This window comes from Cryobacterium sp. Hb1 (assembly GCF_004403585.1).
In the GTDB taxonomy this organism is placed as follows: domain Bacteria; phylum Actinomycetota; class Actinomycetes; order Actinomycetales; family Microbacteriaceae; genus Cryobacterium; species Cryobacterium lyxosi.
The window spans coordinates 1-23,453 of the sequence record NZ_SOHI01000004.1 but is presented as its reverse complement, the minus strand read 5'-3'; the positions used below and the strand labels follow the sequence as shown (position 1 = coordinate 23,453).

Sequence of the window (23,453 nt, the reverse complement as noted above, 5' to 3'; positions counted from 1 at the left end):
GAGGCCGGCCAGAACTTCGCGGGTGAGCAGGCGGGGCGTGCGCAGGGCGGTGAGAACGGAGGGTTCCGCTCGGTAACGGTTGGGCGCGGTGGATTTTTGAACAATGGCCATGAGGCCTCCAGAAACGGGACCTCAGGGAGAAGCCAGATGGATGGGAGTGGCGATTGGGGCGCCGGTTTCACGCGTCTCGCCACTGGGGCGCGGTGTGATGAGAGTCGACCCGAAGGAGAAAATTTGTTCCCGTCGAAACACTCAGCCATCGCAACGTTACCTGAACGTAAGGGTTTAAGCCCCTTCGCGCACAAATGGGTCGGGCCCCGCTAGGAGGCAGAGCCTGACCCGGTTAGGCAAGGAAGTGGGATGGATTAGTGGCCCGAGCCCATATTTCCGGCGAGGCGGGCATGGAGCAGGCTGCTGGATTCGTTGAGTCCGTCGATGGTCACGACCTTGTCGTGCCGCTGGTACTTGTACTTGATGTCGTCGAGGGTGGCGACGGTGGAGGCATCCCAGATGTGCGAGTTCGTCATGTCGATGACGATGCGGTCAGGATCGTCGAGGTAGCTGAACTGCGTCTTCAGATCGTTGCTGGAGGCAAAGAACAGGGCACCGGTGATCGTGTAATAGGCGATGGGACCAGTCTCATCGACAGTGAGGCTGCGTTCAACCTGGGCGAGGTGGGCGACGCGTCGGGCGAAAGCGACCATAGCGATGACGACGCCGATGACGACGCCGACCGCGAGGTTGTGTGTAGCGACGACGGCGACAACGGTGACGACCATGACGGTCGTCTCGCTCTTGGGCATGCGCTTCAATGTTGCGATGCGGATGCTGTGCCAGTCGAATGTCAGCACGGACACGATGATCATGACCGATACCAGTGCGGCCATGGGTACAACGGACAGCACCGGGCCGAGGCCGAGTACGAGAACGAGCAGAAAGGCGCCGGCGAGGAAGGTGGAGATGCGGGTGCGGGCACCGGATGCCTTGACGTTGATCATGGTCTGGCCGACCATTGCGCAGCCGCCCATGCCGCCGAAGAAGCCGGAGAGCATGTTGGCGACGCCCTGAGCCCAGGACTCACGGGTCTTGTTGGAGTGGGTGTCGGTGCTCTCGTCGACGATCTTGGCGGCCATCAGCGACTCGAGAATTCCGACCATCGCCATTCCGAAGGCGTAGGGAGCGATGATCGTCAATGTTTCCAGGTTGAGCGGGACGTTGGGGAAGAATAGCTGCGGGAGCGTCGTGGGCAGTTCGCCCTGGTCCCCAATGGTGGGGACATTGATCGATGTCACGACGGTCAGCACCGTGAGTACGACGATCGCGACGAGCGGCGCGGGAACCACCTTGGTGAAGCGCGGCATGACGACCATGATGATGATGCCGACCGCGACGAGCGGGTAGACCATGAACGGGACGCCCAGCAGCTGCGGCAGCTGCGAGGTGAAAATCAGGATGCCGAGGGCGTTGACGAATCCGACCATGACGCTGCGGGGAATGAAACGCATGATCTTGGCAACGCCGATGAAGGCGAAGACAATCTGGAAGATACCCGCCAGGATCACGGTAGCGATGAAGTAGTCGATGCCGTAATCCCGCGCGACCGGGGCGATTACGAGCGCAATGGCTGCGGTCGCACCGGTGATCATGGCGGGGCGGCCACCGAGAAATGCGATCGACACGGCCATGATAAAGGTCGAGAACAGTCCGACCCGGGGGTCCACACCGGCGATGATGGAGAAGGCAATTGCTTCGGGGATGAGGGCCATGGCCACGACGAGGCCGGCGAGCACCTCCCGGGTGAGGATGCGCGGTGTGCGCAGAGCTTTCATCACGGTGGGATCGGCTTTGTACCGATTCTTCTCCGTGGTTTTTTCAATGATGGCCATGAGGCCTTCCTGGAGCGGGACACACGTATGGTGTCGGATGAGTAGAAGAAGTGAGTGTGGGCGCCCCGTCGCGCACCTCCACCAGTCATCAGGGACAATGGTGGGAGAGTGGGCTCACATGACAATGTCAGCCAACTTCTGCAACACTACTCTAACGTTAGGGTTGATTGCGAATCCGTTCGAGAAAAGGTATCAACTATGACTTCCCCAGCCACCACGGCCGCCACGGGCACCATGCATATTGGAGAGCTCGCTGAGAAGACCGGTCTCTCCCTGCGCACCATTCGTCACTATGACGAAATCGGGCTGCTGAAGGCCTCTGGTCGTACCGAGGGTGGTTTTCGCCTCTATACGCAGGAAGATCATTCTCGGCTGATGTTGATTCGCCGCATGAAGCCGCTGGGGTTCTCTCTCGAAGAGATGATGGCGCTGTTGAAGATCATCGACACGCTGCAGGGCGGTGTGGCTGGTTCGGACAATCCGGATGTCCGCGCGGAGCTCGACACCTTCATTGCACAAGCGGTTGAGCGACGGCAAAAACTCCAGGACCAGCTGGGAATGGCCGACGAGTTTCTCGAGGTTCTGCGCACTCAGTAGGGCTGCTCGGTCGCGCTAGGCGCGCTGCGGCGGTCGCACGAAGAGCGCGACACCGATGACGATGGCGGGAATAAGTGCCAGCGCCAATGCCGGCGTGGTGAAGCTGCCGGTCACGTCAAACCCGAGCGAGAGCGCGACCGGACCGAAAGCCGTCGACGCGAGGCCGATGGCCGTAGCTACTCCTCGGATATTGCCAATGTGTGCCAAGCCGTAATAGCGCACGTATGAGGCTGCTTCCATACCGCGCAGGCTCCCTCCGGCGGCGCCAAGAACGAGGCCGTAGACAATGGCCGCCATTCCGCTGGTCACCCACGGCAGCATAACGAGAGCCGCGGCAAGCGTCACCATGGAAAACACGATGAAAACCTTGGGACTAACCCGGTCGACGAGGCTGCCCGTGAGCAGCGTGGCCAGGATCCCGGTCACGGTCTGCGGCAGGAAGTTCGCGGCCGCTTCTAACGGGGTCAGGCCCTGGGCGCCTAAAATGGCGATTTGGTGAAACGCCAACGCCGTTGTCAACATGCCCGAGGTTGCCAGGCTCGCGGCGATAACCCAGAACATGCCCGATCGGATGGCCTCCCGCAGCGTCCACGATTCCTTCTGAATAGTGAGCTGAGCCGTGGAGGGGGTCGATCCCGAATCGACGGCGGGGGCGCGCCTGGGAAAGACCAACGCCAACGGAATGACCACCACGGCCACAAGTACCGCTTCCCACCGCCACGCATCATAAATACCAACAGACGCGATCAGCCGCTCCACAAAGATCGGTGCGAGTGAGATGCCGGCCGAGCCAATGGCACTCGCAATACCTAAGGCCAGCCCGCGCCGATGGTGGATGGCCCGGGCAACCGCGGTGGTCGCGGCCAGGGTGAGCGCACCCTGGCCGGCCATCCGAACACCGGTGAAACCGGCGGTGAGCCCGATGATCTCACCAACGAAGCTGAAAGCTAGAAGGATGACGGCAAAGCTAAGACCAATCACGACCGTGACGGACCGTGCTCCCCATCGATCCAACGCCCGCCCAATAAACGGCTGCACGGACGCGCCAACGAGCGTGCCAATGAGATAACTGAGCGAGACATCCGTTCGCGACAGTCCCAGGTCGACAATTAGGGGATCTGTAAAGACGGAGAGACCGGCAGTCTGGCCGGGGGCCGTCATGACCGAGATCAGTCCGGCGGCACCGACGAGGGCCAGCCAGGACCATGAGATTCGCGGACGCGGGCGCGGCGCTTTCCTTCGGTCGGACGGCGCGGGGGAGTGCGGGGAGTGTGGTGTAGAAGATGACACAGAAGCTTTCACAAGAATGGGGCAGACGGCGCGCCAGCAATGCGCTGGCTGCGACGTGCAAGAAGAGCGCATCTGGAAGGTTCGAACAGCTTTCGAATGGTGAGCGACACGCAAGCCCACCTACACTCTACTCTCACGTGAGAGGAAGGTGACCGATGGTGGATAGGAAGTGGGCTTCAATTCATACTCTTCCCTTACGTTACGGTAGAGTTGCTGTAGGTGGTTGACAGAAAGCCACTCACGCGGTCCCTGCCCGATCGCGGCCCCTACTTTTCCGTTCTAGGTTCCCGAGAGGAGCACTTCATGTTCGTTCATCCCCTCGCTCGTACCGACCAGCACCTCATTCAGGATTTCATGCTGACCAAGATCACCCTCCTGCTGGCCCGCCACGCGGAACATTCGGAGTGGGAGTTTGAACTCACAGCTATGGACGAGAAGACCCGCGAAGGGTCGTCGCAGGGACACGCATTCCTCTTCATTTACACCGTCGCGCGGTATTACGTCGCGGTCACGCGCGCCCACGCGGAATCCAACACCTCCGAGACCGGTCCTGATCGCGACGATTCAACATTCTTCGGCGACTTCATCGATGCTGTCGCCAGCAACGACCCCAAACGAGCGTTGGCACTGTGGTTCTCCACCGAGATCAGCGCCGAAACCGATATCGCCGCTCCGGCAATTCGACAACTCGCCTTTGAATTTCTCGACCGGCTCACCATGCCGGCCTCGGATTTCATTGCCAGTGACGTGGCCGATTTCCTGCCCGACCCATACGAACCTGACCATTCCGTGGGCTGACGCCCGCGCCCCAAGAAAAGAGCTCCATGAGCACCCATCCACTGTCCCTTACTGCACCGCCCGCACTTCCGGCGCGCGGTCTGCGCATCATCCCGCTCGGCGGGCTCGGTGAAATCGGTCGTAATATGACCGTGTTTGAGCACAAAGGCAAACTGCTCGTCATCGACTGCGGGCTGCTGTTCCCGAAAGACATTCAGCCCGGCATCAAAGTGATCCTGCCCGATTTCTCGATCTTGCGTGACCGGCTCGACGACATCGAAGCCATCGTCCTCACCCACGGCCACGAAGACCACATCGGCGCAGTGCCCTACCTGCTCAAGGAACGCGGTGACATTCCCGTCATCGCCTCCAAGCTGACCCTTGCCTTTGTCGGAGCAAAATTACAGGAACACCGCTTGCATCCCCCGGTCGTTGAAGTTAAGGAAGGCGAACGCCGCTCTGTTGGTCCCTTCAATCTTGAATTCCTGGCGGTGAACCATTCCATTCCCGACGGCCTCGCCATCGGAATCCGCACAGAAGCCGGGCTGGTCGTGCACACCGGCGACTTCAAAATGGATCAGTTCCCCCTCGATAACCGACTCACCGACCTGCCCGGTTTCGCCCGGCTCGGCGACGAAGGCATCGACCTGCTGCTGATCGACTCGACCAACGCCGTTGTGCCCGGATTCACGACACCCGAAGCCGACATCGGCCCCGCCATCGACACCGTGTTTCGCACCGCGCCACGACGGATCATTGTCTCCAGCTTCGCCAGCCACGTCCATCGCATCCAACAGGTGATCGATGCGGCTGTACGCCACAACCGCAAGGTGGCCTTCGTCGGCCGATCCATGGTGCGCAACATGGGTATGGCCGCTGAGCTGGGGTATTTGCATATCCCGAAGGGACTGCTCGTGGATGTCAAGGCCCTGGAGCGGATGCAAGACGACAAGGTCGTTCTTATCTGCACCGGTTCACAGGGAGAACCGATGGCGGCACTGGCCCGCATGGCGAACCGTGAACACACCATCCGCATCGGGGAGGGCGACACCGTTCTCTTGGCCAGTTCGGTCATTCCCGGAAATGAAAACTCCATCTACCGGGTCATCAACGGACTGACCCGCTGGGGTGCCAACGTCGTGCACAAGGCCAATGCCAAAGTCCACGTGTCCGGGCACGCCAGCGCGGGCGAACTCGTCTACTGCTACAACGTGATGCGCCCAACCAACGTGATGCCCGTGCACGGTGAATGGCGCCACCTCACCGCCAACGCGGACCTGGCCGTGCGCACCGGAATCAGTAAAGACCACGTTCTCGTCGTCGAAGATGGCATCGTGGTCGACCTGGTCGACGGACGCGCCACCGTCGTGGGCCGAGTGCCCGCCGACTACGTCCTCGTCGACGGCATGACCGTCGGAGGAGACGCAGCGGAAGCGATGGAAGACCGTCGACTCCTCGCCGAAGACGGTGCCATTACCGTTCTGGGAATTCTCAACACCAAGACGGGACGCCTGGCCGAACCGGTGGAATTCATCTCCCGCGGCTTCAATCACGATGCCAACTGGGCAGCCAATGCCGCGCAGGTCATCGACAAGGCCATGGTTGCAGCAACCCAGAACAACGCGCTCGACGGAACAGCCCTCGAGCGCATCTTCTCCGAGAGCGTGACCCGATGGATGCAACGCAAGTATCGGCGCAACCCGGTGATCACGGCGGTCGTCGTTGACGCCTAGCGCTTAGCGGGAGCTACGAACGCGATCGGCCCGGCACATCACGTGTGCCGGGCCGTTGCTCTGCTCGCCGGTGACTCACCTTCAGCGGCGTTATCGTCGGGCTGCGCCCTCGACGGACTCCGTCTCGACGGACGAAGTGAGGTCCTCCAGCACGATATCCGGGAACTCCCGAGCGACAGCCTGAAACCGCCAGGGGGTGCTGAACAGGGCCAAGAGGCTTGTGCTTGCTGGTGTCGGCGGGGCGGACGGCACGAAAATACTCGGGGGCGAACACCGGCAGGGGCGGGTATTCAACGGGTTTGGAATCATAGAGTGAATCGCCCACCCGAAGAGAGGCTGCATTGATCAACCCGACGATGTCGCCGGGCCAGGCCTGCTCCGCCATGGTGCGTTCCCGTCCGAACATCTGTTGCGCATACTTCGTGGCAAACGGACGGCCGGTCGATGCCTGCGTCACAACCATCCCGCGGTAAAACATGCCCGAACACACCCGCACGAATGCGACGTGGTCACGGTGCGAGGCGTTCATGCCGGACTGGACCTTGAAGACAAATCCGGAGAAGTCACCGTTGACGGGCCGTTGTCGACCGGTGATATCTGCCCGGGCCAGAGCGGGCGGAGCGAATTCCACGAGAGTATCCAGCAGCTGGTGAACACCAAAATTGAGGACGGCAGCGCAAAACAGCACCGGTGTGGTCGTCGCGCGAAGAAAAAGTGCCTCGTCGTGGTCGTGCCCTTCGGCATGGAGCAGTGCTGATTCTTCGGCAGCATTAGTCCAATCCTGACCGGGTACAGACACGGTGCCCCGCCGGCCAGCTTTGCCGTGTACCGCACCCGCCCGATCAATCGCGTGCGCGTGCAGCAAGAGTGCTTCGGTCAGCGTGGACTTGCCGGCATCAGGGTGAGAAATAACGGCAAAGGTGCGCCGTTTGTGGGCTTGGGCGAGGATATCGAGGTTAGAGACGGTGGGGGTGGTTTGATGCGTCACGGTGTTCCTGTCCGTGCGTGATCACCAGGTGGGCGTGGTTGATTCACAGACTCCGCAACAGGTCGATGAACCCGCTGGCTACGCGAACCTGTTCGCGCAGTGAGCATTCACGCGCTTCGATATCGCTGATCAGGATGGCGAGATCGCGCCGGATTGTTGACACCGTCGCGTCCGGGTCGGAGTCGACCAGATCAAGCGTCGCCAGGGCGTCCTTGATTTCCGGATGGGTGAGAGACAATGCTCGGAGGCTGCGGATGATGCGTGCCCGGTCGAGGTCGGCCGGGGCATAGAGCCGATAGCCAGCCTCGCTGCGCCCCGACGCTTGCAACACCTGGATCTCGTCGTAGTGCCGCACTGTGCGCTGGGAGAGCCCAGTCCGTTCGGCGAACTCACCGATAAGCATGAATGCCACCTCGTCTCGTACGGGAATAATCCTACATCTCAACTCTAACGTAAGAGTAGAGTTAGTGGAAATGGGCATGAGCAAAACGTGCGCTCTTCAGCGAGTAATTCAACGGCAGCGTCAGCGGCCAACAGAAATGACAACCGAGTTTCATTCACACTCATCGCTATGCCAGCAAGCGGCACGAAAACCTCCAATAATCACTGGACAGATCGCCGACTCAGTCCGGGTGAAGGACGACCGGAGTCTTCCAGGAGCGGGAACCACACTCGATGCGTGCACGATGGACCTGACAGCGAAACCCTGGACGCACCGCCGGAAATCACGATCACCGTTTCCGGTGGTCCAATCCGGAAGTTGTCAACTTATATGAGGCTCTCTTTCGAATAATTCTACGAACCAATCTAGCCGAGCGTCTTGACATGATTTCTGCGGCTGGAATACCGTGAATACGGCTACCCACCAAGAGCATCTGCTGCGAGGATTATAATTGTGAGTACAACGGGAAAGACACAACATCCGCCCTCGACCGTGAGCGCGCGGCCACAACGTGAAATGTGGTCCGGGCGGAGAGTGTTCATTCTCGCCGCCATCGGGTCCGCCGTGGGACTGGGCAATATCTGGCGCTTCCCCTACGTTGCCTACGAAAACGGCGGCGGGGCGTTCATTATCCCGTACCTGGTCGCCTTGCTCACTGCCGGAATACCGCTACTTTTCCTCGATTATGCCATCGGGCACCGATTCCGTGGGTCGCCTCCGCTGGCAATGCGGAGATTGCATCCCAAAGCCGAAGCCATTGGCTGGTGGCAAGTAGGAATCTGTTTCGTCATTGCCGTGTACTACGCGGTGATCATTGCCTGGGCCGGCATGTACTTCATATTCTCCTTCACCACTGCTTGGGGCGAGGACGCCGCGGGTTTCTTTACCGGCGAGTTCCTCCAGGTCAGCGATCAGGTGAACCTGGGCTTCGACTTCGTGCCCTCCGTGCTCATTCCGCTGATTCTCGTGTGGGGCGTGGTTATCGCCATCCTGGCTATGGGCGTGCAAAAGGGGATTGCCCGATCCTCCATCGTGTTCATGCCGTTGCTGTTGATCATGTTCCTCATTCTGGTCGTCCAAGCGCTGTTCCTTGAGGGTGCCTGGACCGGACTGGACGCGTTCTTCACGCCGGACTGGACCCGGCTCGGTGACAGTTCTATCTGGGTGGCTGCCTATGGCCAGATTTTCTTCTCGCTGTCGGTGGCCTTCGGGATCATGATCACGTATTCCTCCTACCTGCGGCGGAAAACTGATCTGACCGGTTCCGGGTTCGTCGTCGGCTTCGCCAATTCCGGCTTCGAGCTGCTGGCCGGCATCGGGGTCTTCGCTGCCTTGGGATTCATGGCGGCATCGAGCGGGGTCGGTGTGGACGAAGTCGCTGTCAGCGGTATCGGTCTGGCATTCATTGCGTTCCCGACCATCATTGCGCAGGCGCCGGCGGGCGTTCTGTTGGGAGTGCTGTTCTTCGGTTCGCTTGTGTTCGCCGGTCTAACGTCGCTGATCAGTATCGTCGAAGTCATCATTGCCGCCGTTCAGGACAAGTTAGGCTGGCTGCGGGTAAAGGCAGCGCTGGTCGTCGGCATCCCTATGGCCCTGATATCGATCCTGCTGTTTCCAACGACGACGGGCCTGAACCTGCTCGATGTGACCGATGCCTTTGTCAACAGCTTCGGAATTGTAGCCGTCGCACTGGTGGCCGTGGTGGCCATGTCTGCTGGGTTCAGCGCACTTCCCCGGCTGCGCGAACACATCAATGCAACGTCCTCGGTTAAGCTGGGCCGCAATTGGCAGATTTTCATCGGCGGTGTGACTCCGGTGGTCCTGGGTTACATCCTGATCGACACCCTCACCACCAGGATCAGCGAGGGCTACGGCGGTTTGCCAACCTGGTTTGTCGGCGTCTTCGGCTGGGGCATGGTGATTGCCTTGGTACTGATCGCCTACCTGCTCTCGAAGATTCCGTGGAGCCATCGATCCGCCGCTTATGAGAAAAATGTCCATGAACCGATCCTGGACGCCGAGCTCGATGCGAATAAATCCGCCACGGATAAGACCAAGGGTAGCGAAACCGGCCTACCCGAAACCGCCGCATCAGGATCCGTAGCCGGGGAAAGGAAGAACCCATGAGTGCCTCCGCGATCGTCATGATGATCGTCGCTCTGTTGGCCGTATGGGGAGGGCTGGGGTTGGCCCTGCTCAATCTCAAGCGGCATCCTGAAGCCATCGACGACGAGGAAGCCGACGCCGTTTTGCGCGACGGCGCATCCGTGACGCCAGTACGATAAGTTCGTGACCCACAAAGTGACGTTGATTCGCCCGCGGCTGTGTCGGTTCGTCAGATCGGCCGTTCGCGGATAGGTCCTTAGCATGCCCTGCTGCCCGGAGCGGGCCACCTTTGCACGGGCTTGAGGATGCGCGCTCGCGCGACGTCGGCTGCGAGCAGTAGATTTTCCGGGAGCGACGACGCAGTGCCGGCGTCCCCTTTTTTCATCTGCCCGAGCGCCGCCAAGATCGTGAACAGCGTGGGTCCCATTGATGTCGCCGTATCGACGTCGCCACCGCCGAGGTTCAGTGCGCGAAGGCCAGCACAGCGCCCGCGGAGCTCTTCAGTGAATGCGAGCATGTTCTGCGTTGACCGACCCAGCCGGTGGCGCGTCGTGATGACGCAGGTGTCCCGTCCTCGAGAGCGTCGAGCGCGCGATCGAAGTGAGACTGTGACTCGCAAGCTTCACCGCCACTGACGTCATCGCGCTGGCTACATTTATCGTGGCCGGTGACGCCGTCGCCACCGTCGCCACCATCGCCGCCGTACCCGGTCAGCCCATTCCACGTGACCTACGGACGGCCACCGTAACCGCCGAACGCGAGCTAATCTTCGCGATGGGAATGGACGGAAATATGGGCGGCGACATGGGTGGGGGCATGATGTCGGCCGCGATCAACGGCCAGGTATTCGATGCCATTCGGGTCGACACGACCGTGCAATTCGACAGCGTGGAGGAGTGGTTGCTGACAAATACCAGCCCGCTCGATCATCCCATGCACCTGCACGTGTGGCCGATGTAGATCATCGAGCAGTCAGGCCAGCCCGTCGACACCATCATGTGGCAGGATGTCGTGAACATCCCGGCACGCAGCTCCATGCGCGTGCGTATCACCTGTGACGACTTCAATGGACGTACCGTGTACCACTGTCACATCCTTGATCACGAAGACAGCGGAATGATGGGAGTCATCACTGCCAACTGACACTGGCTGCAACCATCAATTCACGAAAATGGATTAGGAGAAACCCATGAACTACGCACACACCATCACCGTCTCGCTGCCTTACGAAGAAGCCGTCTCCAGAGTGCGGGAAGAACTCGCCAACCAGGGATTTGGCGTTCTTACCGAAATCGACGTCCACGCGACCTTCGAAACGAAACTCGGCGTGGAAAGCGCGAATACACTGGGCAACTACCTGATCCTGGGCGCTTGCAACCCGGCCCTCGCCGAGCAAGCACTCACCGCAGAGCCAGACATGGGCTTGCTGCTTCCGTGCAACGTCGTCATCCGACGCAGCTCATCAGCGAATACCACCACGGTTCAAGCCATTAACCCACAAACCATGGTCCAGCTCAGCAACTCCCCAGCTATACAGAACGTTGCTGATCAAGCCGATGAACGCCTTCTCGCCGCGCTAGCCGCTCTACAAGAAGAAAACAGCAACACGTAACACGCGATCCGCTCTCCGAAGGCACGGTCAGGACTTTGTCGCTGAATCTGTGAACCGCAACACTCTGTGGCGCTGCTTTTGTGGGCGGAGAGCGCTGTCAGGGTTTATGGTGCCAGCACCGCTCCGAGGTAACATGCAGCCCCCGCGTTCCAGGCCATCGCCGTTCTAACCGGTTGCTGCCGGATTACCTGTCAGACACGTCAGGAATCAGCATCGAAACAGGGTCATCGCGTTGCGTCCAGCCGCATGCGCTTCGGGCAAGCCTGAGAAGATGATGGCGCGGATCGCGCCGTTAGCGTCCGAGCAGCCGGGACCAGAATGATCCGGTCGGTTTTTCCTTCACATGCCCGGCGCACTGTTGGTTGCGCGGCACACCGGGCATTACCTGGTCAATGTGCTGACCGCAGCCCGCCCATGTTGTTTTTTGGCACACTTTGCACGTTACGGCACGACACATGAGGGATCTCCATTCGACGAGGTGAACTTTCAATACTAATTATACCCCAGGGAGTATTAAGGGTGAGGCGTGCACTGCACGTTCATTGGAGACGGGAATGTCGATGACCTCCACTCGCTCACCGAAAGCGGATGGCGCCGCCGGAGGTGGAGGAGATGTGCTCATGGGGTAGGAGCTTTTAGTGGGCGGCGATGCTGGCGCGCACGTCGTCCATATTGAGGTTCTCGACGCCGGCAATGAGTTCTTCCAAGCTGGCAGCGTTGAGGGCACCCGGCTGGGAAAAGACGAGCACGGAGTCCCGAAACGCCATCAACGTGGGGATGGAGCGGATGCCCGCGGCTGCGGCCAGTCCCTGTTCGGCTTCGGTGTCAACTTTTCCGAAAGTGATTGCGGGGTGTTTTTCAGACGCCGCGGTGAATGTCGGGGCGAAACTGCGACACGGGCCGCACCATGCCGCCCAGAAATCAACCAGCACAATGGGACTCTGGGCAATGGTCGCGTCAAAGGTGGTCTCGGTGAGATCGGTAATAGCCATACCCAAAGACTATACCCTTAGGGGTATCTTGTATACCGTAGGGGGTATGTGCGAGACTGGGGCGCATACCCAGTACACGCCCCAATTCGTGTCGGCGTGGTGGGCCCGATCTTTGGAGGCCACGATGATTTTGACCCAGTACTACCTCAACTGCTTGTCCCATGGTTCGTACCTCGTCGGTGATGAGACGAGCGGTCAAGCCGTTGTCGTGGACCCTCGGCGCGACATCGACGACTACCTCGCCGATGCCCAAGCGAACAACCTGACCATTGTCGGCGTGATCAACACGCATTTCCACGCTGACTTCGTCGCCGGTCACCTTGAGTTGGCCGCAGCCACTGGCGCCTGGATCGGCTACGGTGCCCGCGCCGAGGCGGAGTACGAGATCCGTCACCTGGTTAATGGCGAGAAAATTTCCCTCGGTGAAGTCGAACTGGAAATTCTCGACACCCCCGGGCACACCTGGGAGTCCATCAGCATCGTCGTTCGTGAACACGCCGGCGACGCCGTGCCCCATGCCGTCCTCACCGGCGATACCCTCTTCATCGGTGACGTGGGCCGTCCTGACCTGGCCGCATCCGTCGGCGCCGATCCCGACCAACTGGCCCGCGCCCTGTATGCGTCGATCCACACGACGCTTCTCGCCTTGCCTGATGCGGTGCGTGTTCTCCCCGCGCACGGTGCTGGTTCCGCTTGCGGCAAGAACCTCTCCGACGAGCTCGAATCCACTATCGGCAACCAGCGCCTGACGAACGCGTCTGTGCAGTCCATGAGTGAAGACGACTTCGTGACGATGATCCGCAGCGGCCAGCCCGCAATCCCCGGCTATTTCGCCGTTGACGCGATGATCAACCGCAGCGCGCACGAAATCATCGGTTCCACCCGTGAACTGGCACCGCTGAATTTGACGGATGTTCGCACATCCGTTGAACGCGGAGCCCTCGTTCTCGACACCCGCGGCCCCGAGGACTTCGCCCTCGGGCACCTGGCCGGGTCTATCAACGTGGGACTGGACGGTCGCTTCTCCGAGACGGCCGGAATGGTCATCCAGCACGACGACAGCATCGTGATCATCGCCGACTCCGGCCGCGAAACCGAGGCCGGAATGCGGCTGGCCCGCATCGGCTTCGACCGGGTTGCCGGATATCTGACAAACCCGGCGCAGGCGTTCACCGACCTCGGCCCACTGGCACAGGTCGGTACGCGGGTCGAGCTTGAGGACTTCGAGGCTTTGCGCCGGGACGTCGCCGCAACAATCCTCGACGTTCGTAACCCCGGCGAGGTCGAGCAGGGAGCGATCCCAGGCTCGCTGCGCATTCCTTTGGCCGAGCTGAGCGAGCGCCACGCCGAGGTGCCCGCCGGACCCGTGATCATCCACTGTGCCAGCGGCTGGCGTTCAAGCGTCGCTGCGAGTGCCCTGCGCAGCCTTGGCCATTCGAACGTCACCGACCTCGTCGGCGGTTACAACGCATGGGCCGCGCAGCACGCCGTGGAAGCCTGAGGCTCACGCCGCGGCTGAACACCTGACCAATGCTGGCTTCACGGCAGACACGAACGTCGCCGGACTGCCTGAATGGCAGGTCGCAGCACTGCTCAACATTGCCACGCTCCCGCACCAAACTGAAACGGATCCACCATCTCTAACACCACGCGCACCATCAGCCCCACTCCGCCACCAATCGGGGCAGACGAGTTCCACCGATGGGTTCTCAATCATGACGACCTGATGATCATCGATGTGAGGGAGGGCTTCGAGTTTGAAACCCAGCACATCCGGGGTTCGCATCACGTGCCTCTGCCCCTGCTCAAAGAACACACTGCAGAGTTTGCGCCCCTCATGGCGACCCGGGTTGTGTTGGTGTGCCAGTCGGGTCGACGCGCGGAGGAAGCGCGGAAAAAACTTGACGCAGCTGGTCTGACCGGTGCTCGCGTGTTGGCCGGTGGCGTGGCGAGCTATGCCGCGGCCGGCGGCGATATCGTCACCGGCCGCTCCACGTGGGCCATGGATCGACAGGTACGCATGACGGCCGGATCGCTAGTTTTGGCGAGCGTGCTGGCCGGAAGGTTCATCCATCCGCAGTTCCGACTTCTCGCCGGCGTCATTGGCGTCGGCCTCACGGTGTCGGCCGCCACCAACAGCTGCACGCTCGGCCGAATTCTGTCGTGGATGCCCTGGAACCGACCGGTTGCCGAACCCACGAAAAGTAAGATTCTCGCTCAGCTGGCGCCGCACGCATGATCCTGGCCTCGCTGCTTCTGGGGGTGATCGTCGGTGCGCTCCTTGGCCTGGTCGGCGGGGGCGGGTCAATCTTGGCCGTTCCGGCATTGGTCTACGGTGTCGGGTTACCCCTCGAAGAGGCGATTCCCACCTCGCTGATCGTCGTGGGAGCGGCGTCGGCGGTCGCCGTGCTTCCGCGGCTGCGCACCGGCGTGAACTGGCGTCTCGCCGGCATCATCGGTGCCGCCGGAATCCCCACGGCGTATCTTGGCGCTCTCGTGAATCGACTGGTTGACCCTCAGCTTCTGCTCGTCGCTTTCAGCGTGATCATGGCCATCGCCGGTGTGCGGATGTTTTTTGCCACTCCCGCCGCAACTGGCCCCTGCGCCCCGGCCAGCGGCGGGATCTGGTGGCGCAGTTGTCTGCCACGTGCGCTGGCCACGGGCACCGTCGTCGGGTTTTTGACCGGGCTGCTCGGCGTCGGCGGCGGGTTTCTGATCGTTCCGGCACTGGCTCTCGTGCTCGGACTTCCCATGGGCGTCACGATCGGCACGTCCCTCGTGATCATCGTCATCAATTCGGCCGCCGGCTTCATCGCTCACGTGAGCGACGTGCAGATCGACTGGGCCGTCACCGGCGCCTTTGCGGGAACGGCTATGCTGACATCCGCGATCGCGGGCAGACTCAGCCGAGGGATCCCCGACCGCATTCTCAAAACAAGCTTCGCGATCCTCGTGCTCACCCTCGCCGTGTACGTCGCGCTCCGCGCCGTCGCGGGCTGGCTATCGTGAGCGGCGTCAGGCAAGGGAGAGAAAAAGCTTCTCAAGCTCATCGACGCTGAGCTTGTTGGTTTCTCCATTCTCGTCGTCATCAATGAGACACTCTTTCATCGCCGACGAGATGATAGTGAATCCCGCCCGGTCAATGGCGCTCGAGACGGCAGCCAGCTGGGTGACCACGGCACGGCAATCGGCGCCAGACTCAACGGCGGTGATGACGGCACCAAGCTGCCCCTGCGCGCGCTTGAGTCGATTGAGGGTCTTGCGCAGATCGTCGCTGGCGTGGGTCGCAAGTGCGGTAATTCCCATGGGTGTGTGCTCCTGTGATAAGCGGATGCGCGGCTGGTTTTGTCTAAGATCATAATACCCCTTAGGGTATACATGTCCTCAAAAATGGCAGCAAGCGGTTCACAATGAAAAGTAAATGAGGCTACTCAAATGCGTGACCAGCGCACCAGTAGAGACGAATCATCACGGCGGACTCCTTGGCGCGGCAAGCTGGCCGGGCTCGGCGCGGACCTGTGTCACTGGCCCTCACGTCGCTGGTGGGTTGCCGTGGCTACAGCACTATTTGCGGTGGTCTTCATCGCCATCCCGACGGACTTGATTGACACGCCCTTGTTTTCGAGAGAGATCCCGCCAACCGTGTGGTCGTGGCCGGTGCTCAGCCTCAGCGCGGTTTTAGCGGGTCTGGTCACTGCCACCTACGTGGCGCACCCGGACGGCGCTACATCCAGTAGAGCAGCGGGCCGTGCCGGCATGGCCGGCTGGCTGGTGACGTTCTTCGCGGTGGGGTGCCCCGTCTGCAACAAATTGGTTCTTCTCGCTCTGGGGACAACCGGGGCAATGCAATTCTTCGAGCCCGTCCAGCCGTATCTGGCCGCCGCGTCCATTGTTTTATTGATCTGGGCTCTGTACGCGCGCATGACTCGAGAATATTCATGTCGGCTGCCTGCTCGGGCCGATGCTGCGGCCGAAGTTCCCGTCCTTGTTCACTGACCTTCGAACCTGGACCCCGCGCCGCTGGCTGATCGCAACCGCCGTCGCCGTAGTCGTCTTGATAGTTCTCTTCATCGGTTACGTACCTAGTGCGGGCGGCGCAGGTATCGCGCTGTGGGGGACAGTCGCGGTCACTGCCCTCGGAGCGAGCTTGATCGGCTTGATCGTTGCCAGCTATATCGGCGCGCCTATCGGCGCCGACGCAACTCTCTGTGACACGCGATGGCCGGCACTGGGCCTAATTGCGCTCTATCTGACCACCGAAATACGCTCTCTCGGCCCGGTCGTGAGCGGTACTGCTCGGCCGGTCCTGGCCGCTGCCGCCCTCACCCTCTTGATCTGGGCCCTGCGCGAGCGACTGGCCAGCGAACGCCGAGCCACCACCCGCAACGAATCGTCAGGGTCCACTGAGGGTGAGGTCTGCGCCACCTGCACGCCCTTGTTCCCACGCTCCCGGAAAGTTGCCCCCGATCCGATCACTCTGCCACCCACGTCACGCACCCGTCAGGACACCCAGCCATGAAGAAAACACTCACCGCCATCACAATCGCGGTGGCGGCACTGCTCAGTATGGCCGCCTGCGCGAGCCCCGCGCCGGCGCCCTCCATCGCCGTCAAGGCCAGTACGGTCATCATCGATGTGCGCAGCGCACCAGAGTATGTCGGTGGACACCTTCAGGACGCCATCAATATTGACCTGCAATCCCCGGACTTCGACACGCTGGTCGCGGCGCTGCCGATCGACGGGGACTACATCATCTACTGCGCCACCGGAAACCGATCGGCTGCAGCCGTCACACGCATGGCCGACCTCGGATTCACCACGCTGACCGATGCTGACGGCATCACAGACGCGTCTGCCGCCACCGGACTGGCCATCGTGGTCGACAAATGACCTTCACCCTTCAGCGTTGAACTAATTCCCTACGGGGTCTAATTGAGACTTCAGCGCCAATAACCAAGGAGTCATGATGTGCGGTCCCATACGGTGCCACAATTGCGGAAAAACCACCTGGAGCGGATGCGGCATGCACGTCGACGATGTCTTGGCCGACGTGCCAACGAGTCAGCAGTGCACCTGCGCCGCCCGCACGAAGTCCTAACCGCCCTCGGACGTCGCGCGGTTCATCGCTAACTATCACTAGATCTTGTTAGTCTCGGACCTCGCGCACGCGACGCCCGACGGCGAGCTGCGCACGGACGCAACTGTGCACGGACGCAACTGTGCCAGCGGTCGTCGGTGAGGCGCACTCTCATTGTTCGGATTCCTCGCTCAGGCAGGGCAGGGTCGGCTCAGGTGCGTCGTGAGACGTCGTCAGCCACGGTCAGGTATCGGTACGTCGTTCCGTGAGCCAGTGAAGTCGGTTCGAACTCTGCGTAGTGCTGTTCGCGATGACGGCGATTGGTCGGCGCTGTATTTGCCGGCAACGGCAGGCGGGGGCTATGTTGAATGGAGATGCAAGCGGCATCGGAGCTGGTTGAGGTAACACCGGTCTGGACCGCTCATCACGAGGAGATTCAATGTCGAATCAGGGTCGTGTACCGTGCGCAACGGAAGATCTCGAGGTCCGTAGTCTGTCCGATCATGAATGGCGTGTCGGCGATCGCCGCTGCCACGAAAGGTCGCCCGAAAAGGTGCTGGGCTACATCGAGAAACGTGGTTCCGCTTTTGAAGTCATGAACATACAGGCACCGCGACGACATGTCATGTTCGCTCATTTCGAGTCGGCGGTCGCCTCGTTTGCGTCAGCCTTCGAGGCTTAGATTTTATCCACGACGTTGGCGAACTTGCCGATTCGTTCAACTTGAGAGCGCGGCGCTGACCGTGTTGACGCTGCGGCGTGCGAATGAAGCCGGAGCGCTTCAATCTAAGTTGTTCCTTGCACTACGCGACAGCCGTATAGAACACTCTGTTCGCCCAATTCTGCACCAGATGCATTATTCACGGACATTATCATCATTATCGGGCCCGCCGACTGGGCCGACCATGCCAGCGACTCAGTCCTGTCGGCTGTCGGCTGTCGGCTGTCGGCTGTCGGGTGTCCGGCGTCGGCGTCGGGGGAGTGGGGCCTATCTCGGCCATGAGTTTGCGAAATCTACTTTTCAACCGCGGCTGGCGTTTAGGGCGTGTGAATCCTGGTGCTGGACCCGCAGGTCAGCGACGGAGGGTTCGGGCACGGGCTGCCGGACCGTCGTACCGACTCCATGACACGGCGATTTCGTCGCCCGCCTTCCGGCAGACCTTCTGCACCTCAGGAACATGCAACACGCTGGAGCAGGCCTTGCGTACGTAAGGGTTCCGCAGCAGAACTAGGCCAACGGCGAGCACGATCCCGAGAGGAACGAGTGCGGTTCCATCGAGCGCCCGCCGGCGAGCGTGGACGCCCTCTGTTGAGGCAGGAAGGTCGGCTCGGCTCGAATCGAATCGATCCCGGCCTCTGAATCCTGAGATCGTCACGCCGGGAATCGACCGCGAGTGGTTCCGAGAAAGGCTGTTTGCGTTCCTGCGCGATCACGCCGACCAGGTCGTGCTGCACAAGCTGCGCGCTGGCCGCCAGCTCACCGATCTCGACCTTCAGGAGTTGGAACGCATTCTCACCGAGTCGGGAGGTTTCACACCGGCAGAGCTGGCGGGCGGAGCCATGGAGGCACACGGTCTCGGGCTGCTGATCCGCTCGGTGGTGGGCTTGGAGCGTAGCGCTGTTGCTGTTGCTGTTGCTGGGCAGTCATCGAAGCTGATATCGACCGGGCAATCGAAGTGTTCCCTCGCATACAATTCGCTCAGTTTCTCCGTCACCGTAAGGGAACGGCGAATTCAATCGGTCGTCGCAACGATGGGCTTTTCTGGCTCTGATAATAGTCGTTGCATGGTTTGAGCGGGTGTGCTGCCGTCGAGTGTTTTGCGGGGTCGATTGTTGAGTTCGGTAGCGACTTCGAGTAGCCGCTCGGGCGAATGGACGGATAAGTCGGTGCCTGTAGGGAAATATTGGCGCAGCAGCCCGTTGGTGTTCTCGTTGGTGCCCCGCTGCCACGGTGAATGTGGATCACAGAAGTAGATCGCTATCGTGGTGGCCAGCGTGATCTGCCGGTGCTGGGCCAGCTCGGTGCCCTGGTCCCATGTCAGAGTCTTCACCAAGTGCTCGGGGAGAGTCTTGATGGCGGCCAACAGCCCCTCGCGAACCGTGATCGCGCTGGGTCACCGGGGAGGTGGACGAGCATGGTGAACCGTGTCTGACGCTCCACCAACGTAGCGATCGCCGACCGGCAGTGTGACCCCAAGATGAGATCTCCTTCCCAGTGCCCCGGCACGGCGCGGCNCCGGGATCTTGCCGGAGTTCTTCGCAGCAGGCCGTCTGGGACGCCGGATGGCGCGGCCGGTGCGTAAATGCTGATGCAGATCACCGCGCAAGTCACCCCGCCCGCCCCCATAAAGCGCCTGGTAGATCGCTTCCGGGCTGACTCGCATTTCCTGCCGATCGGGAAACACCGCAGCCAGATGGTCACTGATCTGTTCCGGACTCCATTTCAGGCATAACTTTTTCTGCACCAAAAAAGCCAGTTCCGGATGGTCGAATTTGCTGGCCTTGGGACGACGTCCGCGAAGCGCGGCCTGCTTCTGCGCCGCGTACGGGGCGTACTTCGTCCGTGCCTGCGGGCCAGTCTTGGACCCGCCTCGAGCGAGCTCTCAACTTATCGTGGCAGCAGACCGGCCCACCAGAACAGCGATCGCCCGCACGCTGGTGCCACCCAGGTGCCACCCAGGTGCAAGTCCGCGATCTGCAGTCGTTCCTCCAAAGACAAGTACCGCCCCGACCCTCTGCCTCAGGAAGAGGGAACCGCCCGCCCGTTGCTTGACGCCAACGCCGTCCAGTTCGTCGATTCACCCCGACAGCAACGCACGCTGCAGTCAGCGTCGAGCCTTGACTCATCAACACCCAAAACCGCGCCTGTTTCTCCACCAGCTCATACTTCGACCACACGTACAACACCTCACAAAAATCGAGTGTTGCGACGACCGGTTGAATCCGCTAACCCCTTATGGGAAACAAGAATTAGAGTTTCGTTCGAATGGCGGTGGGCCCCGTCGCTGTGCGATCGCCCGGTTGCAAGTCATGCCGCTGCGGTGCAGAGAGTTGTCGGGCGGGGCCAACTGTAACGTTTTGAGGATGGGCGGACATTACAGGGTATGGATACTGGTGTGGTGAGTGAAGTCGAGGTCTGGACGCGTGCGTGCGCCAATGATGGCCGCGCGCGACGCGGAACACGAGCCGGTTCACGAGCGTCGCGTCTTGCCGGTACGAGGATCCACCCCAGCTGTTCACGCGCGGCTACACGGTGGTGGCGTCTTCAATTTCTCCGATGAGTTCTTCGATGATGTCCTCGAGGAACAAGACTCCGGTGGCGACACCGTCCGCGTCGAAGGATGTGGCGACGTGCGCGCCCCGTCGACGCATGGCGGCCAGGGCATCCTCCAGCTCGCTATCCCGGAAGACCGTAGCTAGGCGACGGATGCGTTTGCTGGGCACGGGACGGGTGAACGCGTCTACGTCGGTGAGGTCCATTACGTCTTTGAGGTGCAGGTATCCCGTGGGATGCCCGTCCACGTCGGTGAGGATGTAGCGGGAGTATCCGTGCAGGGCGACGGCCCGTTGGATGTCGGACGGAGACGCCAAGGCTGGAAGGTGGACCATGGACGAGATGGGGACTTCCACGTCGGAGACGCGTTTCGAGGTGAACTCGAACGCAGCCGAGAGGGTGCCCGAGGCATCCTGCAATACGCCTTCGCGCGTGGACTCTTCCACGATGCCGGCGACCTCGTCGAGGGTGAACGCGCTGGTCGCCTCATTCTTGGGCTGCACCTTGAACAGGCGCAGCACCCCGTTCGCCAACCAGTTCAAGCTGCCAATCACAGGGCTGAAAATGCGGGCGACGAGCACGAGCGGTGGCGCCAGGATGAGCGCAGCGCGGTCGGGTACGGAGAAGGAAATGTTCTTGGGAATCATTTCGCCGAACACGACGTGCAGGAAGGTCACCAGCGCTAGAGCGATACCAAAAGCGATCACGCTGATCGCGGCGTCGGAGAGTCCGGTCACGGCGAGTGGGTACTCCAACAGGCCGTGGATGGCCGGTTCGGACACGTTCAGGATCAGCAGCGAGCACACGGTGATGCCGAGTTGGCTGGTGGCCAGCATCAGGGTTGCGTGTTCCATCGCCCACAGGGTGGTCTTCGCGGCCTTGCTGCCGCGTTCGGCGAGCGGTTCGATCTGCGAGCGGCGGGCCGAGATCACGGCGAACTCGGCGCCGACGAAGAATGCATTGACGATCAACAGCACGACGAGCCAGATCAGGCCCGGCCAGTACTCACTCATGGGTTAGGTCCTTCTGGATCTGGTTGACGATTCGGTCGTGTCTGGTGGTCAGACTCGGGTCGTGCTCCAAGTCGGACGGGGTGAAGCGCACGCGTTGAACCTGCACGCCATCCACCCGGTCGATCCGCAAGAGCCCTCCATTGATAGGGACCTCGTCGCCCACCTCGGGAATACGGTCGAGCTGGTCGGCGATGAACCCGGCAACGGTTTCGTAGTCGCCGTCGTCGGGAACGGTGACACCGGCACGGTCGAACAGTTCGTCGGGCCGCCAGCTGGCGTCGAACACCACGGACCGCCCCGAGCGGATGACGCCAGTTTTCGCTCGATCATGCTCGTCTTCCAGCTCGCCCACGAGTTCTTCGACGAGGTCTTCCAGCGTGACGATGCCCGCCGTTCCGCCGTATTCGTCAGCGACGACCGCGATCTGGAAGCCCTGCTTACGCAGCAGAGCGAGGAGAGTGTCCACGGCCATCGACTCGGGCACACGCAGCGCGTCCACCTTGAGTTCGTCTGCCGTGATCTGATCGCGGCGGTCGAGCTCGACCGCGAAGGCCTGCTTCACGTGCAGGACCCCGACGATGTCGTCGGAGTTCTTATCGATGACGGGAAACCGCGAGTAGCCGGTGGCCGTGGACAGCCGCACGATGCTCTCGGCCGTATCAGCGACCTGAACGGAGGCCATCCGCACCCGAGGTGTCATGACGTCGGCCGCCGTGTGATCGGCGAACCGGAGCGTGCGGTGCAGCATCGCCGCGTGATCGGTGTCGAGCACGCCCTCCAGGGCCGACCGCCGCACCAGGAAGCTGAGCTCTTCCGCGGTACGTGCCCCCGACAGTTCTTCCTTGGGCTCGATGCCCACCATACGAATCAGCGCGTTGGCAGTGTTGTTGAAGAGCAAAATAATGGGCTTGAACACCGCGGTGAACAGCGCTTGTGGGGGCACGACGATTTTGGCCGTGGCCAATGGTACGGCCAAAGCAAAGTTTTTCGGCACGAGTTCGCCGATCACCATGGAGAACAGAGTCGCCACCGAGATCGCGATGATGGAACCAAACACAGGGATGAGGCCGTCGGGTACACCAACACCCGCGAGCGGCTCGGACAGCAGAGATGTGATGGCGGGCTCGAACGTGAACCCGGTCAGCAGCGTGGTCAGCGTGATGCCGAGTTGCGCACTCGAGAGATGCGTCGACGTGATCTTCAGCGCTTTGATGGTCGGTCCGAGACGCTTTTCGCCACGTTCCTGACGAGCCTCAAGATCATTACGGTTCAACGTGACCAGAGAAAACTCGGCCGCGACGAAAATACCCGTACCCACGGTCAGGAGCAGGCCAACCCCCACCATCGCCCACTCAAACAGCATGTGGCCCCCTCAGATTCGGGGACGTCGTGCGGAGATGCGATGAAAGGGGTGAGGGTCTATCAGAGTCCATTATTCCCTCAGAATACTAAAGGCACTCGGCCCAGGCTGAGAAAAGACCCCACGGCCTTCCGCCGACACCCAGCTGCCGACGGTCCCACCCACCCACCGGGCTCACGGGAGCCCGTGAGCCGGACCTCCACCGGGTGGCCTTGCCCCCGGTTAGTGGACACGGGTTAAGCGGCGAGTTGAACTTCCGCGGTCTTTAACGAGTATTGCAGTTCGAAGTCGACGGGGCTGATTTGC

At 61.2% G+C, this 23,453-nt stretch carries 22 protein-coding genes and 3 pseudogenes; 15 read left to right on the top strand and 10 right to left on the bottom strand.

Features of this window, described 5'->3' with window-relative positions; all coding sequences use genetic code 11:
- Positions 1–365 precede the first annotated feature (365 nt).
- Positions 366–1,886, bottom strand: a complete 1,521-nt coding sequence (locus E3T38_RS00265) for a SulP family inorganic anion transporter (protein WP_134545472.1) — start codon at positions 1,884–1,886, stop codon at positions 366–368.
- 198 nt (positions 1,887–2,084) lie between these two features.
- Between E3T38_RS00265 and E3T38_RS00260 the strand changes: the two genes are divergently transcribed.
- Positions 2,085–2,483, top strand: coding sequence for a MerR family transcriptional regulator (locus tag E3T38_RS00260; RefSeq protein ID WP_134545471.1), 399 nt, complete (start codon positions 2,085–2,087; stop codon positions 2,481–2,483).
- A 15-nt stretch (positions 2,484–2,498) separates the two neighbouring features.
- On the opposite strand, the gene E3T38_RS00255 is transcribed toward E3T38_RS00260, so the two are convergent.
- Positions 2,499–3,773: an MFS transporter gene (locus E3T38_RS00255; protein WP_241984218.1), complete on the bottom strand. Its 1,275-nt coding sequence runs from the start codon at positions 3,771–3,773 to the stop codon at positions 2,499–2,501.
- A 303-nt stretch (positions 3,774–4,076) separates the two neighbouring features.
- On the opposite strand from E3T38_RS00255, the gene E3T38_RS00250 reads away from it, so the two are divergent.
- Positions 4,077–4,571, top strand: a complete 495-nt coding sequence (locus tag E3T38_RS00250; RefSeq protein WP_134545470.1) for a hypothetical protein — start codon at positions 4,077–4,079, stop codon at positions 4,569–4,571.
- A gap of 26 nt (positions 4,572–4,597) precedes the next feature.
- Positions 4,598–6,283 carry a ribonuclease J gene (locus E3T38_RS00245; RefSeq protein ID WP_134545469.1) on the top strand — a complete coding sequence of 562 codons (1,686 nt, stop codon included), beginning with the start codon at positions 4,598–4,600 and terminating at the stop codon, positions 6,281–6,283.
- A gap of 13 nt (positions 6,284–6,296) precedes the next feature.
- Here E3T38_RS00245 and E3T38_RS00240 read toward each other — a convergent pair whose 3' ends face one another.
- Positions 6,297–7,271, bottom strand: coding sequence for a GTP-binding protein (locus E3T38_RS00240; protein WP_134545468.1), 975 nt, complete (start codon positions 7,269–7,271; stop codon positions 6,297–6,299).
- 43 nt (positions 7,272–7,314) lie between these two features.
- On the bottom strand, positions 7,315–7,674 hold the full coding sequence (locus E3T38_RS00235) for a MerR family transcriptional regulator (protein WP_166805355.1): 360 nt from the start codon (positions 7,672–7,674) through the stop codon (positions 7,315–7,317).
- A 555-nt stretch (positions 7,675–8,229) separates the two neighbouring features.
- Here E3T38_RS00235 and E3T38_RS00230 point away from each other — a divergent pair.
- Together E3T38_RS00230 and E3T38_RS00225 are read left to right on the top strand one after the other, a co-directional pair.
- On the top strand, positions 8,230–9,840 hold the full coding sequence (locus E3T38_RS00230; protein WP_134545475.1) for a sodium-dependent transporter: 1,611 nt from the start codon (positions 8,230–8,232) through the stop codon (positions 9,838–9,840).
- On the top strand, positions 9,837–9,998 hold the full coding sequence (locus tag E3T38_RS00225) for a methionine/alanine import family NSS transporter small subunit (RefSeq protein WP_134545466.1): 162 nt from the start codon (positions 9,837–9,839) through the stop codon (positions 9,996–9,998). The genes E3T38_RS00230 and E3T38_RS00225 overlap by 4 nt, the downstream gene beginning before the upstream one ends.
- Positions 9,999–10,198: 200 nt before the next feature.
- On the opposite strand, the pseudogene E3T38_RS16970 reads toward E3T38_RS00225, so the two are convergent.
- Positions 10,199–10,533, bottom strand: a pseudogene (locus E3T38_RS16970) (recombinase family protein); the annotation flags it as partial.
- 60 nt (positions 10,534–10,593) lie between these two features.
- Here E3T38_RS16970 and E3T38_RS16965 point away from each other — a divergent pair.
- Both E3T38_RS16965 and E3T38_RS00210 read left to right on the top strand, forming a co-directional pair.
- A pseudogene (locus E3T38_RS16965) lies at positions 10,594–10,962 on the top strand (multicopper oxidase domain-containing protein).
- A gap of 46 nt (positions 10,963–11,008) precedes the next feature.
- A complete protein-coding gene (locus tag E3T38_RS00210; protein ID WP_134545465.1) occupies positions 11,009–11,431 on the top strand; it encodes a DUF302 domain-containing protein in 423 nt (140 codons plus the stop codon).
- A gap of 635 nt (positions 11,432–12,066) precedes the next feature.
- On the opposite strand, the gene E3T38_RS00200 is transcribed toward E3T38_RS00210, so the two are convergent.
- On the bottom strand, positions 12,067–12,423 hold the full coding sequence (locus E3T38_RS00200; protein WP_104200118.1) for a co-chaperone YbbN: 357 nt from the start codon (positions 12,421–12,423) through the stop codon (positions 12,067–12,069).
- Between the two features lie 124 nt (positions 12,424–12,547).
- Here E3T38_RS00200 and E3T38_RS00195 point away from each other — a divergent pair, with 124 nt between their 5' ends.
- The 3 genes from E3T38_RS00195 (at position 12,548) to E3T38_RS00185 (ending at position 15,432) form a co-directional block, all read left to right on the top strand.
- Entirely contained in the window at positions 12,548–13,924 is a 1,377-nt protein-coding gene (locus E3T38_RS00195) for a rhodanese-like domain-containing protein (protein ID WP_134545463.1), read from the top strand.
- Between the two features lie 135 nt (positions 13,925–14,059).
- A complete protein-coding gene (locus tag E3T38_RS00190) occupies positions 14,060–14,662 on the top strand; it encodes a rhodanese-like domain-containing protein (RefSeq protein ID WP_370448960.1) in 603 nt (200 codons plus the stop codon).
- Entirely contained in the window at positions 14,659–15,432 is a 774-nt protein-coding gene (locus E3T38_RS00185) for a sulfite exporter TauE/SafE family protein (RefSeq protein WP_134545462.1), read from the top strand. Before E3T38_RS00190 ends, E3T38_RS00185 begins: the two co-directional genes overlap by 4 nt.
- A 6-nt stretch (positions 15,433–15,438) precedes the next feature.
- Here E3T38_RS00185 and E3T38_RS00180 read toward each other — a convergent pair whose 3' ends face one another.
- Entirely contained in the window at positions 15,439–15,729 is a 291-nt protein-coding gene (locus tag E3T38_RS00180; RefSeq protein WP_134545461.1) for a metal-sensitive transcriptional regulator, read from the bottom strand.
- Positions 15,730–15,975: 246 nt separating this feature from the next.
- On the opposite strand from E3T38_RS00180, the gene E3T38_RS00175 reads away from it, so the two are divergent.
- From E3T38_RS00175 to E3T38_RS17370, 5 genes are all read left to right on the top strand, one after another.
- On the top strand, positions 15,976–16,419 hold the full coding sequence (locus tag E3T38_RS00175) for a hypothetical protein (RefSeq protein WP_198417275.1): 444 nt from the start codon (positions 15,976–15,978) through the stop codon (positions 16,417–16,419).
- Entirely contained in the window at positions 16,409–16,942 is a 534-nt protein-coding gene (locus E3T38_RS00170; protein ID WP_134545460.1) for a hypothetical protein, read from the top strand. The genes E3T38_RS00175 and E3T38_RS00170 overlap by 11 nt, the downstream gene beginning before the upstream one ends.
- On the top strand, positions 16,939–17,313 hold the full coding sequence (locus tag E3T38_RS00165) for a rhodanese-like domain-containing protein (protein ID WP_134545459.1): 375 nt from the start codon (positions 16,939–16,941) through the stop codon (positions 17,311–17,313). The genes E3T38_RS00170 and E3T38_RS00165 overlap by 4 nt, the downstream gene beginning before the upstream one ends.
- A 626-nt stretch (positions 17,314–17,939) precedes the next feature.
- Positions 17,940–18,182 (top strand): hypothetical protein, encoded by a 243-nt coding sequence (locus E3T38_RS00160; RefSeq protein WP_134545458.1) that lies wholly within the window; start codon positions 17,940–17,942, stop codon positions 18,180–18,182.
- 566 nt (positions 18,183–18,748) lie between these two features.
- The gene (locus tag E3T38_RS17370) at positions 18,749–19,294 is read left to right on the top strand and encodes a type I restriction-modification enzyme R subunit C-terminal domain-containing protein (RefSeq protein ID WP_370448959.1); all 546 of its coding nucleotides are present in this window, start codon (positions 18,749–18,751) and stop codon (positions 19,292–19,294) included.
- Here E3T38_RS17370 and E3T38_RS17365 read toward each other — a convergent pair.
- The 3 genes and pseudogenes from E3T38_RS17365 to E3T38_RS00145 form a co-directional block, all read right to left on the bottom strand.
- Positions 19,234–20,219, bottom strand: a pseudogene (locus E3T38_RS17365) (IS30 family transposase). The gene E3T38_RS17370 and the pseudogene E3T38_RS17365 sit on opposite strands and share 61 nt — an antisense overlap.
- Positions 20,220–20,746: 527 nt before the next feature.
- Positions 20,747–21,787 (bottom strand): hemolysin family protein, encoded by a 1,041-nt coding sequence (locus E3T38_RS00150; RefSeq protein ID WP_134545457.1) that lies wholly within the window; start codon positions 21,785–21,787, stop codon positions 20,747–20,749.
- Positions 21,780–23,147, bottom strand: a complete 1,368-nt coding sequence (locus tag E3T38_RS00145; protein ID WP_134545473.1) for a hemolysin family protein — start codon at positions 23,145–23,147, stop codon at positions 21,780–21,782. Before E3T38_RS00145 ends, E3T38_RS00150 begins: the two co-directional genes overlap by 8 nt.
- Between the last annotated feature and the right edge of the window lie 306 nt (positions 23,148–23,453).

Coding starts and splice junctions, on each gene's coding strand:
- E3T38_RS00265 (WP_134545472.1), bottom strand. CDS start 1,886: ATGGCCATCATTGAAAAAACCACGGAGAAGAATCGGTACAAAGCCGAT.
- E3T38_RS00260 (WP_134545471.1), top strand. CDS start 2,085: ATGACTTCCCCAGCCACCACGGCCGCCACGGGCACCATGCATATTGGA.
- E3T38_RS00250 (WP_134545470.1), top strand. CDS start 4,077: ATGTTCGTTCATCCCCTCGCTCGTACCGACCAGCACCTCATTCAGGAT.
- E3T38_RS00245 (WP_134545469.1), top strand. CDS start 4,598: ATGAGCACCCATCCACTGTCCCTTACTGCACCGCCCGCACTTCCGGCG.
- E3T38_RS00235 (WP_166805355.1), bottom strand. CDS start 7,674: ATGCTTATCGGTGAGTTCGCCGAACGGACTGGGCTCTCCCAGCGCACA.
- E3T38_RS00230 (WP_134545475.1), top strand. CDS start 8,230: ATGTGGTCCGGGCGGAGAGTGTTCATTCTCGCCGCCATCGGGTCCGCC.
- E3T38_RS00225 (WP_134545466.1), top strand. CDS start 9,837: ATGAGTGCCTCCGCGATCGTCATGATGATCGTCGCTCTGTTGGCCGTA.
- E3T38_RS00210 (WP_134545465.1), top strand. CDS start 11,009: ATGAACTACGCACACACCATCACCGTCTCGCTGCCTTACGAAGAAGCC.
- E3T38_RS00200 (WP_104200118.1), bottom strand. CDS start 12,423: ATGGCTATTACCGATCTCACCGAGACCACCTTTGACGCGACCATTGCC.
- E3T38_RS00195 (WP_134545463.1), top strand. CDS start 12,548: ATGATTTTGACCCAGTACTACCTCAACTGCTTGTCCCATGGTTCGTAC.
- E3T38_RS00185 (WP_134545462.1), top strand. CDS start 14,659: ATGATCCTGGCCTCGCTGCTTCTGGGGGTGATCGTCGGTGCGCTCCTT.
- E3T38_RS00180 (WP_134545461.1), bottom strand. CDS start 15,729: ATGGGAATTACCGCACTTGCGACCCACGCCAGCGACGATCTGCGCAAG.
- E3T38_RS00165 (WP_134545459.1), top strand. CDS start 16,939: ATGAAGAAAACACTCACCGCCATCACAATCGCGGTGGCGGCACTGCTC.
- E3T38_RS00160 (WP_134545458.1), top strand. CDS start 17,940: ATGTCGAATCAGGGTCGTGTACCGTGCGCAACGGAAGATCTCGAGGTC.
- E3T38_RS00150 (WP_134545457.1), bottom strand. CDS start 21,787: ATGAGTGAGTACTGGCCGGGCCTGATCTGGCTCGTCGTGCTGTTGATC.